The organism is Nocardia sp. NPDC050630 (assembly GCF_044457245.1).
Classification (GTDB): Bacteria; Actinomycetota; Actinomycetes; order Mycobacteriales; family Mycobacteriaceae; genus Nocardia.
In genome coordinates, this window is sequence record NZ_JBITGN010000015.1 from 130,015 (window position 1) to 143,585 (window position 13,571).

Here is a 13,571-nt window from a genome sequence, read left to right on the forward strand (position 1 = left end):
GGTTACCTAAATTTCGGAAGCTCAGCGACGAGTTGGGATTGGACTCATGACGATCGGTTCAGCGATTCGACCGGTGGAGGTGCGATGGTGAATCTGTCCACCTTCCGGGCTGATGGGCGACAGCTCACCGCACTGGCCGCACCGATCGCGCTCACCCAGCTCGCGCAGATCGCGGTGTCCACGACCAATATCGCGCTGATGGGCACACTCGGCGTCCGCGACGTCGCCGCGGGCGGGCTGGCGATGGTGCTGTTCAACCAAATCCGCACCATGTGCGTCGGGTTGATCACCGGCACCGGTAATCAGATCGCGTCCTCGGTGAGTGCCGCGGATAAGCGCGGCGAGTCCGCGGACGGTGAGGTTCGCGATATCGTCCGGTCGAGTTTCCTGATCGCCACCTTCGCCGGGATCATCGGCGGTGCGGTGCTGATCGGACTCGGCTGGTCACTACAGTGGCTCGGCCAGGACGCGGGCGTGCTCGCCGACGCGCGACCACTCATGCTCGCCCTCGCACCCGGACTGCTGCCCTGCCTGTGGTTCCAAGTGCTGCGGCAGTACACCGTCGGTATGCAGCGTCCGCAAGCGCTGCTGCTGGTCACCCTCGGCTCGGTGGCGCTGAACCTCGTACTGGCCCTTATCTTCATGCACGGCTGGGTCGGACTGCCCGCACTGGGATTGACCGGCATCGGCATCGCGTCCTCATTGGTCCACCTGATCACCTTCGCCGCCTTCTCGGCGATGGTGCGCGCCGATGCCACGCTCGGTGCGACCCTGCCGCGGCGTCCGTGGCCGGTGCACATACAGACCATCCAGGCCGAGCTCGGACTGGGTACGCCGATCGCACTCACCTACGGTTCGGAGGCGGGCATGTTCTCCGTGCTCGCCCTGGTGATGGGCAGCATCGGACCGGCCGCGCTGGCCGCGCACAATGTGGTCTACCAGATCATCTACATCGTCTTCCAGGTCGCGATCGGTCTGTCGCACGGCGCGTCCATTCTGGTCAGCCATGCCGTCGCGCGTGACGAATTCGGCCACGCCCGCGCGCTGGCTTGGCTGGCGCTGCAACACGCGGGCATCGTCGCCGCGCTCACCGGCGTGGTCTATATCGCCGCGCCGAAGCTAGTGCTGAGCCCCTTCCTCGAACCGAGCGACACCGCGACGGTGGAGCTGGCCCGCTCGCTACTGCTCATCGGCATCGTGCTCCAATTCTTCGATGCCGCACAGAACATCGGTACCGGCCTGCTGCGCGGTCTGCAGGAAACCAAGGCAGGCTTCCGCCTTTCCCTGGTCGGCTATTGGCTCGTCGGCCTGCCCACCGCGCTGCTGCTGGCTTTCCCGCTCGGCCTCGGCGCCGCGGGGGTCTGGTGGGGTCTGAGCGCGGGCCTGGCCAGCACCGCCATCCTCATGCTCCGCCGTTACTTCGCCCTGCTCGATACCGCCGCCTCCGCCCGCCCCCATCCGCTCCCACAATCCCTACCCACCCCGTCCTGACCTCGTGAAATCCGGAGTCAACGGGCGGCGGAAAAGTGTTGTGCAGCAACCTGATAGCGTGCGGGGAATGCGGCAGAGCCTGGCATTGAGTTGTGAGCGGATCTCCGCTGAACTGCTCGACCACTTCGATGGGGTCGGGATGGTGCGCGGCGAGTACGTGTTCCGCGCGGCCGGGAAATATCCGACGCCCGAATCGGTTTCCGGTTACCTCGTGCCATACCTGCGCCATATTGCGAGACGGACCAGCGGCACCACGATCTGGTATCGAACGATGGAAGCCGATACCGCCGAATGCAATATCCTCGACGGCGTCGAAGAGATCATCGACGAGCCGCATAAACTGCTCGGCCTGCGCGGTATTCGCCGAGCGCGTCGCTTTCCCGACGCATTCGTCGCCGAACTCGAGGGCATTGCACAGGTGCGTGACGAGGGCGCGGATATCGGCGTGCTTTTCCCCTTCGTCACCTATGTCGACGAATTGCAGTGGGCTATCGAGCAAACCAGGGCCGTGATCGGCGACTGCCCGGTCGCCACCATGATCGAGATACCGTCGCTGCTGCTCGAGGTCGACCGGGTGGTCACCACCGGAGTGTCACGGGTGGTGATCGGCTGCAACGATCTGTCCTCGCTGCTGCTCGGCCAAGCCCGCGCCACGCTGCGGCCGGTTCGCCCAGTACCGCCGCTGCTGCGCGCGATCGAACGCGTCACCATGGTGGCCGCCGCCGCGGGCGTGCGGACCGCGGTCGCGGGTTATCTGCATCCCGACCTACTCGCGGCCTGCGCTGACCTCGGCGTCGACGAATGCGTGCTGCACTACTCCGATCTGCCCGAAGTGCTGGGCGAGCAGTTCGCGGACCTACCGGATCTCGATGTGCTACAGGCGATCAAGCGCAAGACCCGCGCCGCGATCGCGCTGTACGAGGCGGAGCGGGCGGCCGGATCCGATCCCGACCACCCGCACGCCCATCAGACGTTGACGCCGTAATCGCGGGCGATACCCGCGAGCCCGGAGGCATAGCCCTGACCGATGGCACGGAACTTCCATTCGTTGCCGTACCGGTACAACTCCCCGAACACCATGGCGGTCTCGGTGGACGCGTCCTCGGTGAGGTCATACCGGGCCAGCTCGGCGCCCGTGGTCGCATCGACCACGCGGATGTAGGCGTTGCGGATCTGGCCGAACGACTGGCCGCGTGCATCGGCGTCGTGAATGGACACCGGGAAAAAGATATTGGTGATCGTCGGTGGCGTCGCCGCCAGATCGACATTGATCACCTCGTCATCACCTTCGCCCTCGCCGGTGAGGTTGTCACCGGTATGTTCGATCGTGCCCTCGGGCGAGCGCAGATTGTTGTAGAACACGAAGTGCTGATCCGACAGCACGCGCTGATTCGGCCCGGTGGCGAGCGCACTCGCATCGAGGTCGTAATCGGCCCCGGTGGTCGTTCGCACATCCCAACCGAGCCCGACCGCAACCTTGGTGAGGTTGGCGGCCTGCTTCGACAGCGAGACATTTCCGCCTTTGGCCAATGTGACGCTCATGATCCCCTTCCATTCGACGCGTTCGCGCCGCCTTTCATCACGATTATTACTCTGTACCGGACTGGTTGTGCCGGTTCAGTTCTGGATATCGGCCCAGGCGCGCAATGTCTGCACGCGCCCTTCGAGCGCATGCAATTCGCTCGCGTCCAGTACGGTGCGCTCGATTCCATGCGCCACCGCGAAGGCCGACTGCCGGTGGTCGTCAATGACTTCGACATCGATCTGGACCGCGACATAGTCTGTCGCACCGGGCATTTCCTCGGCGATAACACTCGCCTGCCCGCGCGCGCACAACGCGACATTGCCGCCGCCGAGAATCAGCAGTGCGACATCGGGCCGTTCGCGTAGGCGGGCCAGCGAACCGCGATCGAATTTCAGGCTCAGCAGGATTCGCCGATCATCCGCCCGCACCGGCCAGGACACCGGAATCGCATGCGGCGCTGGATCGGTGGTGACCAGCACCGCGATCGTCTCCTGGGGCCATTCCGGGAGTACGTCCAGTTCGGGATGATCGGCCGTAGAGTGGTCTTGACGTTGCACGGGGCTCGCTCCGGCTGCCATGTTCGTCACCTCTTGATCGCTGCAACGCGGCGGGCTGTGCCACGTTGCCCGCAAGTCTAAGGTGCTGTGTCCCTTGTTCGCTGACGCTGCGACCTTTGTCCGAAGTGCTCTCAGCCACCTCTCAGGACACCGATTCGGTGTCGTAGCGTCCCGACGCCAGCTCCTCGAGGATTATGCGGTGAGGCTACCCTCATCCGAAAGGGACAATTCCGCCCAGGCACCTGTCCGGGACACCACAGCCCTGTCCGGTTGACGGGCCGTCACAAGTCGATGCATCATTTCTGACAGCACTCTGTTCAGCAGATGCTTCTCCATTTCGCCGGCCGACGACTGTCCGGCCCGGCGTGCTGCTCCGGTCCTGCTCGGCCGCTGTGCCGTGCCGCACCGGCAGCACTACCCCAAGCAGACGCGATGGCGTCCGGCCGTGAGTGAGGTGAGAACGACATGGTGTACCGATCGTCTGAGACTCGGCTGATCACTTCGTTCCTGCACTACGGCATCGTCCCGAACTTCTGAATTCGGCCGCGCCGGGCGCGGCAGCCGAGGACGGCGCCGACGGCGTCGTCCGCAGCGGTGCTCGGGTGTAGCGCGGCACCACAGGACATTTCGGCACATATTCGGACGTGGGAGCAGACACATGGTTGATATCGGGGCAATGGATTCCGAAGCGGTCGATATGGTGGCGTGGCCGACGGCGGGCAATCTCGTCGTCTCGCCCGCGATGCTGGACGATCTGGGTTATCTGCGGGGCGAGTTGGCGGCAGCGGAGGTGCCGTTCCTGCTGATTCGCGATGGCGAACATCGGCTGGCACTGGCCGCGGATGCCGCACACCAGAAGATGGTGCGCCGGGTCACGGCCGCCGCGATCGCCGCGGGTTTCGCGTGTGCCGAGGTGGGGCACAATGTCTTTCGGTTGAGTCGCGATGCCGATCCGGCGCATTACGTGGATCTGGAGCTGTGGGAGTACCACGGCGACACCGTCGAATGCCCGCGGCCGAACGCCTTCACCCGTACTGTGTTCGACCTAGCCGATGTCGAACGCACGGAAATCCGCCTGTTCGAACGCAATTGGCCGACCTTGACGGATATGTTCGCGCCACAGCCGACCGATGTCGGATTCGATATCGATCTGGTGTTCTCCTGGGTCGATGGCACCGATCCCGAATTCCGGGCGCGCCGTGCCGGAATGCTCGCCCAGGTCGTGGTCGGCGAGGGTGATGACGCGGACGCTCGAATCCGGCAGATCGACGAATTGAAGTACGCACTGCGCTCGGTGTACAAGAATGCGCCGTGGATCCGCCGGATCTTCATCGCAACCGATTCCGCGGTACCGGAATGGCTCGACGAGCATCCGCGGGTGACAGTGGTGCGCGCGGTCGATCACTTCAGCGATACCAGCGGCCTGCCCACCTTCAATTCCCATGCGGTGGAATGCCAACTGCAGCATATCGATGGGCTCAGCGAACATTTCCTGTACTCGAACGACGATATGTTCTTCGCCCGACCGGTGCGTCCATCGATGTTCTTCAGCCCGGCCGGGGTGAGTCGGTTCATCGAGGCAGGCACCCGCATCGGACCCGGCCGAAATAACGAGCGGCGCAGTGGTTTCGAGAATGCGGCGCGGGTGAACCGGGAACTGCTCGCCGCGCGATTCGGACATGTCATCACCCGACATCTGGAACACACACCGGTTCCATTGCGGCGCAGCGTACTACTCGAAATGGAGCAGGAGTTCGCGACCGAATTCGCACGGACCAGGGCGAGCAGATTCCGTGCGGCAACCGATATTTCGGTGACCAACTCGCTGTACCACTACTACGCCATGCTCACCGGGCGCGCGGTGCCCCAGGAGATGGCGCGGATGCGCTATGTCGACACCACCAGTGAACGTGGGCTCGCACTGCTCGACGGACTCGCGCGACATCGGGATATCGACTTCTTCTGCCTCAACGACGGCAGTTTTCCGGAGGTCGCGGAGGCCGACCGGGTGCGCGTGGTGTCGGAGTTCCTGGCCGTCTATTTCCCGGACCCCGCGCCGTGGGAACGGGTCAGTGCACGGCCTCGTCATCTTCCGGAGTCTGCGCCTGGCGCCGCATGACTCGCGGAATGCGGGCGGCCGGCGGGATCACGATGCCCTCCTCGGCGAGCTTGCGCGCCGCCTCTTCCGGGGTGGATGGCGAGCCAACGGTCGGGCCGCGATCGATCGGGACCACTGAGTGGACGATGGTGTCCGGGTAGATGTGCACGTAGTTGAAGGCCTGGGCGCCATCGCGGCCGCGCAGGCCGCCCTCGGCCACGGCCAGATCCTGGCTGTAGCAGGTCGCCGAGGCGACCGAGACCGGGATGCCCGCGAAGGTGGCGCTGGTCGAAAAGTGCAGGTGTCCAGCAAGTATCGCGCGCACATCGGTGCCGTCGAGCACATCGGCCAGCCTGCGCTGATCGCGCAATTCGACGGTGACGGCGAGATCGAGCACGCACGGTACCGGCGGGTGGTGCATCGCCAGAATCGTGCCGAAGGGGGCTGGTTCGGCCAGTAGCGATCGCAGCCAGGCCAGTTGTTCGTCACGGATTTCGCCGTAGTGGTGGCCGGGGACGCTGGTGTCCAGGGCGATGATGCGCAGGCCGTCGATCATGTGCACCCGGTCCAGCGGCTTCGTCGACGGACGCTCACCGAGCAGGGTACGACGCAGTTCGCCGCGATCGTCGTGATTGCCGGTGACCCAGACGATCGGCGCTCGCAATCGGCGCGCGAACGGTTCCACGATGCCGCGCAGCTTCTCGTATGCGTCGGGCTCGCCCCTATCGGTGAGGTCACCGGTGAAGACGATCGCGGTCGGGCGGATGCGGCTGGCCGCGGCCTGATCGAGCAACTGTCGAAGACGCTGATCCGCGTCCACGTCGCCGTACAGCGCGTCGTCACCGCCGATCAGATGGGTATCGCTGAAATGGAACAGCACGTGATTCGGTCGCGGGTGCTCCGCGACTCTGCTGGTGGGCACCGGACCGAACGTCCTCCCCGGCGGATTCGCCCGCCATTGGCTTCGGGTTCCATCGCCAGGATAGCGAAGCCGTATTGACAGACCGCCAGCCCACGGTGACAAACTGCTTGCGGGTAGGTGAGAGTTCGGTGTCATTGGAGCCCGCCGCAATCCGATTACTGCGGCCCCGGGACTGCAGCCCGCAGCGGATCCCGCGCGAAATTCCACTCCCGCTGATTGCGTGAGCGAGCACGCTCGTCGTCGAGCTCTGGGGTTCGTCGGCAAGCTCGAGGTCGAGCCGAATTCAGCCGAGAAGTCCGTGCGGAGGGGCCTTAGCAGCGATCCTCGACAACGGTCCGATCGTCGCGGCTGAGACGTCGGCGCTTACTTTCTACCGAGGGTGTCGGCGGTGCGGAGGGCGTCCAGGACCATGGGTGTGTCGACGGGGAAGGGTTCGTTGTGGATGGTTTCGCCGGGGGCGGTGGCACGGGTGGCGATGGCGGTCAAGGTTCGGTTGTCGGGGTCGGTCAGGCCGAGGGCGGCGAAGGTGGTTGGTAGGCCGACCGATGCGCAGAATTCGAGGACCGTTGAAATCTCTTCGGTGGGAGCGCCTTCCAGGACCAGCTGGGTGAGGACGCCGAAGGCTACCTTTTCGCCGTGCAGGTACGGGTGGGTTCGGGGGGCGGCGGTCAGCCCGTTGTGGATGGCGTGCGCGGCGGCGAGGCCGGAGGATTCGAAGCCGAGGCCGGAGAGCAGGGTGTTGGCTTCGACGATGCGTTCGAGGGCCGGGGTGACGGTGTGGTTGCGCACTGCGGCGAGTGCGTGGGTTCCGTCGGCGAGCAGGGTGTTGTAGCAGAGCTCGGCCAAGGCGGTGGCACTGCGGGTGGATGCGCCGCCACGCATATTCCGGACTCGGGCGGCACTGCAGGTCCGCGCCTCGAACCAGGTCGCGAGCGCATCGCCCATCCCCGCGGTGAGCAGCCGCGCCGGAGCATGCGCGATAGCGGAAGTATCGACGAGCACCAAGGCGGGATTGCGCCGAACCAGCTGATAAGCCTCGAATTCCCCAGCGTCGGTATAGATCACCGACAACGCACTGCACGGCGCATCACTGGATGCGGTAGTAGGACAACTGATCATCGGCAGTTCCAGGTCATCCGCCACCGCCCGCGCCGTATCGAGCACCTTGCCGCCACCGGCCCCCATGACCACCGTGCTCCCACTCTCCTGCACGGCCGCGCTCACCCGCGCGATCTCCGCCCGACTGCACTCACCCCCGGACCGATGCACCGAATACTCGATCTTCGCCTCGGTCAGCGACTCCCGCCACGTCTGTGCCAACAATCGATACGCACTCGACCCCGCCACGATCATCACCGGCCCCCCGATCCCCAACCGCGTCATCTCCGCCCCGAGCGCCGTCGTCGCATCTCGCCCCTGCACATAGTGCCCCGGCGAAGAAAACACACTCAGCATCTGCCACCTCCCGATCCCGGGTACCGCCGATTCGCCCATACCCCGGCTGCCCGACAGCCGACTCCGTATCGCAAACGCTACGCGCCCTATAGCCCCGCTGACCGCGGTTGAGCCATCAAGCCTCGATGCCGAGTGACCGTCACGGGGCTTCCCGACCTCCTACTGCGACCAGTACTTGCGCCAATCGGCAGCCGATAAAGGAGCACGTTCGCCGCGGGCGGCTTCGGCGGCGTCTTCGGCGGCGCGGATTTCCGATGCGAACGACAACGTTGCCTTGCGAAGGCGTTCTTCGGCGCTGTCCTCGCCGCCCAACTGGACAGTGCGAAGGGTATCGGGGATCAGGTCTTCGGGCAGGCCCGCCTTGAGACTGCGCGAGCGGATCTTCTCGGCCAAGGCGAGGGCAGGTTGGGCCATGGCTATGCCGTCGAGGCATGAGCGGCGGGACTTTTCCGCGGATTTGCGTTCCTCCCAGGCTTTTTCCTGGGCGGCGATTTTTTCGGCGATGGTGGCCGACGGGTCGATGGGCTCGTCGGCGAGGTGCGGGCTGCGGTTGACGAGTTTGGTGACCAGCGCGGCGGCGACATCGTCGACAGTGAATTCGCCTGCGGCCTGCGCGATCCGGGAGTGGAACAGCACCTGCAGCAGCAGGTCGCCGAGTTCTTCCTTGATGGTTTCGGCGTCGTTGTGCTGGATGGCGTCGAGCAGTTCGTAGGTTTCCTCGAGCAGGTAGGGACGCAGCGAGTCGTGGGTTTGCGTCACCTCCCAGCCGCCGAAATTCCACAGCCGGTCCATCACCTCGACAGCGCCCGCCAGCCCCGCCGCCACCACAGCGGTATCGGTGCGGCCCGATACCATGGACGCCCGCCCCGACACCGAGTGATCCTCGGTTCGTCCAGCCTCCGCCGCCGCATGCCGGGCGGCCCGAAGCACGGCCTCGTCGCGGTTCGAACTCATCGAGCCGCCGTGGCTTCGGTGGCGACCCGCAGCTCGACGAAGCCCTTGGGCTTGCCATCCAACTGCAGCAACAGGTCGGCAACGAATTGCAACAGGACGACGTCGCGCACCCGGTCCGCCCCCACACTGTCCTCCACCCGAGGCAGCGGCAGTTGCACAACCCCACTTGCCGCGCGATAGCCCGCGCTCGGGTACAGGCGCTTCAAACGCATCTGCTTGGAGTCGGGCAGACTCATCGGCGAAACCTTCAATGTGGTTCCGGTGACCGCGATTTCGGTGACATCGTATTCGCGGGCCAGCAGGCGCAGTTTCGCCACCGACACCAACCGGCCGACCTCGACGGGCAGCGGCCCGTACCGGTCGACCAGTTCCTCGACAACCGACTCCAGCGCCGGACCATCTTGCGCCGCGGCGAGTTTGCGATAGGCCTCCAACCGGAGCCGATCGCTGGTGATGTAGTCGGGTGGAATGTGCGCATCCACCGGCAGGTCGATGCGAACCTCCTTGACCTCCTCGGTGGTAATCGGCTTACCGTCGGCGGCGGCCCGATATGCCTCCACCGCCTCACCGACCAGGCGCACATACAGGTCGAATCCGACACCGGCCACATGCCCGGACTGTTCGGCGCCCAGCACATTTCCGGCACCACGGATTTCGAGGTCCTTCATGGCCACCGCCATACCCGCGCCGAGATCGGAGTTCTGCGAAATGGTGGCGAGCCGGTCGTAGGCCGTCTCGGTGAGCGGCTTCTCCGGCGGGTAGAGGAAGTACGCGTACCCGCGCTCACGACTGCGGCCGACGCGCCCACGCAACTGATGCAGCTGCGAAAGACCCAGAGCATCCGCGCGTTCCACGATCAACGTATTCGCATTGGAAATATCCAACCCGGTTTCGATGATGGTGGTACAGACCAGCACATCGAATTCGCGCTCCCAGAACCCCTGCACGGTCTGTTCGAGCATGTCCTCGTTCATCTGACCGTGCGCGACCAGCACCCGCGCCTCGGGCACCAGATCCCGAATCCGCTTGGCCGCCTTATCGATCGACGACACCCGGTTGTGCACATAGAAAACCTGGCCGTCGCGCAGCAGCTCACGTCGAATCGCCGCGGTCACCTGCTTGTCGTTGTACCCACCGACATAGGTGAGCACCGGATGCCGCTCCTCCGGCGGCGTGAGGATGGTCGACATCTCGCGAATGCCCGCCAGACTCATCTCCAAGGTGCGCGGAATCGGCGTAGCGGACATGGTCAGCACATCGACGTGCGTGCGCAGCGCCTTGATGTGCTCCTTGTGCTCGACACCGAAACGCTGTTCTTCGTCCACGACGACCAGGCCGAGATCCTTCCACCGCACCCCCGTCTGCAGCAGCCGATGTGTGCCGACCACGATATCGACGGAACCGTCGGCCATCCCCTCGAGCACGGCCCGGGATTCGGCCGGATCGGTGAAGCGGGACAAACCCTTCACGGTCACCGGGAATCCGGCGACGCGTTCGGTAAAGGTCTGCAGATGCTGTTGCGCCAGTAGAGTTGTCGGCACCAGCACGACGACCTGCTTACCGTCCTGCACCGCCTTGAAAGCGGCGCGCACGGCGATCTCGGTTTTGCCGTAGCCGACATCACCGCAGACCACGCGGTCCATCGGGACCGCCTTCTCCATATCGGCCTTGACCTCGGCGATGGCGGTCATCTGGTCGACGGTCTCGGTGAATGCGAACGCGTCCTCCATCTCCTTCTGCCACGGACTGTCCGGACCGAACGCATGCCCCGGTGCCGCCTGGCGCGCGGCGTACAACTGCACCAGCTCACCGGCGATCTCGCGAACCGCCTTGCGCGCCTTGCGTTTGGTATTCGCCCAGTCGGACCCGCCGAGCTTGGACAGACTCGGCATCTCACCGCCGACATAGCGCGAGAGCTGATCCAGCGATTCCATCGGCACGAACAGCCGGTCACCCGGCTGACCACGCTTACCGGGCGCGTATTCGATAACCAGGTACTCTCGCCGCGCCCCGCCGACGGTGCGCTCGATCATCTCCACGAACCGGCCGATGCCGTGCTGATCGTGCACCACCATGTCCCCGGCATTCAGCGCCAGCGGGTCGACCTGGTTGCGGCGCTTTGCCGGTAGTCGCTTCCCCTCCGCCGGCGCGGTGACCCGGTTGCCGGTGAGATCGGATTCGGCGACGACAACCAGACCGGCGTCATCGAAGACCAACCCGTCGTGCAGCGAACCGCACAGCACACCGACGAGTCCGGGTGCCGGTTCGGCACCGGCTGCCAGCGCAGCCGCGGGCACCTCGGCATCCGAGAGGCGTTCCAGAATGCGTTGCGCCGTACCCTGACCCGCGACGACCACGACCGCGCGCCCACCGGTCAGCACATGCGCGCGCAATGACGCGAAGATCGTCGCTACCAGCTCATCGGAGCCGCGCGCGGCCGGACCGGCCAGCACCGGCAGCACGACCTCGGCGGGATCACCGGAGGTCAGCGGGCTCAGCGTCCACCAGGGCAGACCGTGTGCGTTTGCGCTGTCATGGATTTCGGGCAGCGCACGGTAACCCGAGGCGGCCAGATCGAGTCCGTGCCCGCCCAGCGGCGCCGCACCGCCGAACGAAGCCGCGGTCCACGATGCCTCCAGGAACTCCTCACCGGTGCGTACCAAATCGGCGGCGCGGGTGCGAATCTTCTCCGGATCGCACAGCAGCAGCTGGGTGCCCTCCGGCAAAACCTCGGTGAGCAGCCGCAATTCGCCGGGCTGCAGCACCGGCAGCAGCGCCTCCATACCTTCGACCGGAATGCCCTCCGCGAGCTTCTCCAACATCTCGACCAGCGCCGCATCGGCGGCGTTGGCCACCGCGACCTCGGCGGCACGATCGCGAACTGCCGGGGTGAGCAAGAGTTCTCGGCACGGCGGCGCGACGACCAGATCCACCGTCAGATCGGTCAGCGAGCGCTGGTCGGCGACCGCGAAGGGCCGCAGCTCGGTCACCTCGTCGCCCCAGAACTCCACGCGCACTGGATGATCCGCGGTCGGCGGGAACAGATCGAGGATGCCGCCGCGCACCGCGAACTCACCGCGCTTACCGACCATATCGACGCGGGTGTAGGCGAATTCGATCAGGCGCAAGAGCAGTTCGTCGAAGTCGAACTCCGCGCCGACGCGCAGCACGATCGGTTCGATATCACCGAGGCTCGCGGCCATCGGCTGCATCAGGGAACGAACGGTCGTCACCACGACCCGCAGCGGTTCCGGGAATACCGGGTCCTCCGGATGCGCGAGCCGCCGCAGCACCTCGAGCCTGCGGCCAACAGTGTCGGCACCCGGTGACAGCCGCTCATGCGGCAGCGTCTCCCACGACGGGAACTGCGCGACCGCCGCGCCGAGGATTTCCTCCAGCTCAACCGTCAGATCATCGGCTTCCCGCCCGGTGGCCGTCACCACCACCAGCGGCCGCTGGGCCGCGATCGTCGCCGCGACGAACGGGCGCACCGCCGACGGCCCGACCAACTCGACCGGCGACTTCCCGACGAGGTCAGCGACGGTCCGCAGGGCCGAATCGGCCCCGGCCACCGCGGCCAGTCCGGCAAGAGGTGGACGGTGGGTGGACATCGAACACTCCCTGAGCTCGGGCGGGGTTTTAGGACGGCCAACCGAGTCTAGGCTCCCCCGCCTCCCCGAGTCTGCTGCCGGTCGTCAGGTGCCACGACACCGTCGTAGCGGGCCAGCGGTCGAGCGGGAAGTAGAGTTCTGGGCGTACCCGACGAGTTACCCATGCGCTCACGAAATCAGTCGACCAGTCACAACCTACCAACGCCCTGTGACAAGTTTTATGGCACGTAGCGGCGTAGGCGACGGGCGGCGAATTCGCGGAAGTACGAGAGCTTCTCCGGGGGCACGATCGACGGGAGCAGGAAGTACCAGGCCCGTTCCATCCGCGTCGCCATCTGATCGATCGAATCGGTGCCGACCGCCGTGATATGCACGCCCGCGGTCATTTCCTGCAGCAGCAGGCCGATCACCTCCGCGTCCAGGTCGGCCTCCAGGTCGCCCTGGGCGATAGCCCGCTCGGAGAGAACACGGTAGGTATCACCCCAGGTCTTGGCGATATTGTCGCCCTGGGCACCGCGGTAGTCGCCGATCTGATGGGTCAGCTTGAGCATCGCGCCAACCATCGGATCATTCATGGATAGGTCCGCGACGACATAGGTGATCCCGATACATGCCTCGAGTGCGGGCACTCTGGGATCGAAGAAGCCCTGACACGAACTGACCAGGCGTTCATTGCCCTGGTCGACCACGGCGCGCGCTAGCTCTTCCTTCGAACCGAAGTGAAAGTACAAGGCGCCCTTGGTCACGTTCGACTGCGCGATGATCTCGCTCAGGCTCGCATTCGCATATCCCAAGCGCAGAAAGACATCGGCAGCGCCCGCCAGGACGGAATCGCGGGTGATCTCCGCGCGCGCTTGCCTAGCCATCAGATCCGCCTGTCATCCTTAAAACCAGCCATCCTGAAGTAGACCGACATCCCGAAGTAGACCGACTTACCGCTCGAACAGCACCCTGAGGA

The 13,571-nt window shown here is 65.4% G+C and carries 10 protein-coding genes; 3 read left to right on the top strand and 7 right to left on the bottom strand.

The annotated features are described in order from the left end of the window. Positions 1-84: 84 nt before the first annotated feature. Positions 85-1,491, top strand: coding sequence for an MATE family efflux transporter (locus tag ACIBG0_RS30610; protein ID WP_397037141.1), 1,407 nt, complete (start codon positions 85-87; stop codon positions 1,489-1,491). A gap of 67 nt (positions 1,492-1,558) precedes the next feature. Beyond that, the gene (locus tag ACIBG0_RS30615) at positions 1,559-2,476 is read left to right on the top strand and encodes a putative PEP-binding protein (protein ID WP_397037142.1); all 918 of its coding nucleotides are present in this window, start codon (positions 1,559-1,561) and stop codon (positions 2,474-2,476) included. On the opposite strand, the gene ACIBG0_RS30620 is transcribed toward ACIBG0_RS30615, so the two are convergent. Both ACIBG0_RS30620 and ACIBG0_RS30625 read right to left on the bottom strand, forming a co-directional pair. Next, positions 2,458-3,033, bottom strand: coding sequence for a TerD family protein (locus ACIBG0_RS30620; protein WP_040695304.1), 576 nt, complete (start codon positions 3,031-3,033; stop codon positions 2,458-2,460). The genes ACIBG0_RS30615 and ACIBG0_RS30620 overlap by 19 nt on opposite strands. Before the next feature lie 75 nt (positions 3,034-3,108). After that, the gene (locus ACIBG0_RS30625; protein WP_397037144.1) at positions 3,109-3,594 is read right to left on the bottom strand and encodes a hypothetical protein; all 486 of its coding nucleotides are present in this window, start codon (positions 3,592-3,594) and stop codon (positions 3,109-3,111) included. A 655-nt stretch (positions 3,595-4,249) separates the two neighbouring features. Here ACIBG0_RS30625 and ACIBG0_RS30630 point away from each other — a divergent pair. Continuing rightward, complete coding sequence (locus ACIBG0_RS30630) at positions 4,250-5,692, top strand: stealth family protein (RefSeq protein ID WP_397037255.1); 1,443 nt, start codon at positions 4,250-4,252, stop codon at positions 5,690-5,692. On the opposite strand, the gene ACIBG0_RS30635 is transcribed toward ACIBG0_RS30630, so the two are convergent. From ACIBG0_RS30635 to ACIBG0_RS30655, 5 genes are all read right to left on the bottom strand, one after another. Next, on the bottom strand, positions 5,643-6,593 hold the full coding sequence (locus ACIBG0_RS30635; protein ID WP_397037146.1) for a phosphodiesterase: 951 nt from the start codon (positions 6,591-6,593) through the stop codon (positions 5,643-5,645). The two genes, ACIBG0_RS30630 and ACIBG0_RS30635, sit on opposite strands and share 50 nt — an antisense overlap. A 363-nt stretch (positions 6,594-6,956) precedes the next feature. Continuing rightward, the gene (locus ACIBG0_RS30640) at positions 6,957-8,048 is read right to left on the bottom strand and encodes a glycerol dehydrogenase (RefSeq protein ID WP_397037148.1); all 1,092 of its coding nucleotides are present in this window, start codon (positions 8,046-8,048) and stop codon (positions 6,957-6,959) included. Positions 8,049-8,207: 159 nt separating this feature from the next. Further along, positions 8,208-8,903, bottom strand: a complete 696-nt coding sequence (locus tag ACIBG0_RS30645; RefSeq protein WP_397037257.1) for a MazG family protein — start codon at positions 8,901-8,903, stop codon at positions 8,208-8,210. 95 nt (positions 8,904-8,998) lie between these two features. Beyond that, on the bottom strand, positions 8,999-12,613 hold the full coding sequence (mfd, locus tag ACIBG0_RS30650; protein WP_397037149.1) for a transcription-repair coupling factor: 3,615 nt from the start codon (positions 12,611-12,613) through the stop codon (positions 8,999-9,001). A 218-nt stretch (positions 12,614-12,831) separates the two neighbouring features. Next, positions 12,832-13,479, bottom strand: coding sequence for a TetR/AcrR family transcriptional regulator (locus ACIBG0_RS30655; RefSeq protein WP_364341149.1), 648 nt, complete (start codon positions 13,477-13,479; stop codon positions 12,832-12,834). Positions 13,480-13,571 lie beyond the last annotated feature (92 nt).

Bases quoted from the DNA above. Each gene is read 5' to 3' on its own strand.
- mfd (WP_397037149.1), bottom strand. From the start codon at position 12,613: ATGTCCACCCACCGTCCACCTCTTGCCGGACTGGCCGCGGTGGCCGGG.
- ACIBG0_RS30640 (WP_397037148.1), bottom strand. From the start codon at position 8,048: ATGCTGAGTGTGTTTTCTTCGCCGGGGCACTATGTGCAGGGGCGAGAT.
- ACIBG0_RS30645 (WP_397037257.1), bottom strand. From the start codon at position 8,903: ATGGTATCGGGCCGCACCGATACCGCTGTGGTGGCGGCGGGGCTGGCG.
- ACIBG0_RS30655 (WP_364341149.1), bottom strand. From the start codon at position 13,479: ATGGCTAGGCAAGCGCGCGCGGAGATCACCCGCGATTCCGTCCTGGCG.
- ACIBG0_RS30610 (WP_397037141.1), top strand. From the start codon at position 85: ATGGTGAATCTGTCCACCTTCCGGGCTGATGGGCGACAGCTCACCGCA.
- ACIBG0_RS30630 (WP_397037255.1), top strand. From the start codon at position 4,250: ATGGATTCCGAAGCGGTCGATATGGTGGCGTGGCCGACGGCGGGCAAT.
- ACIBG0_RS30625 (WP_397037144.1), bottom strand. From the start codon at position 3,594: ATGGCAGCCGGAGCGAGCCCCGTGCAACGTCAAGACCACTCTACGGCC.
- ACIBG0_RS30615 (WP_397037142.1), top strand. From the start codon at position 1,559: ATGCGGCAGAGCCTGGCATTGAGTTGTGAGCGGATCTCCGCTGAACTG.
- ACIBG0_RS30620 (WP_040695304.1), bottom strand. From the start codon at position 3,033: ATGAGCGTCACATTGGCCAAAGGCGGAAATGTCTCGCTGTCGAAGCAG.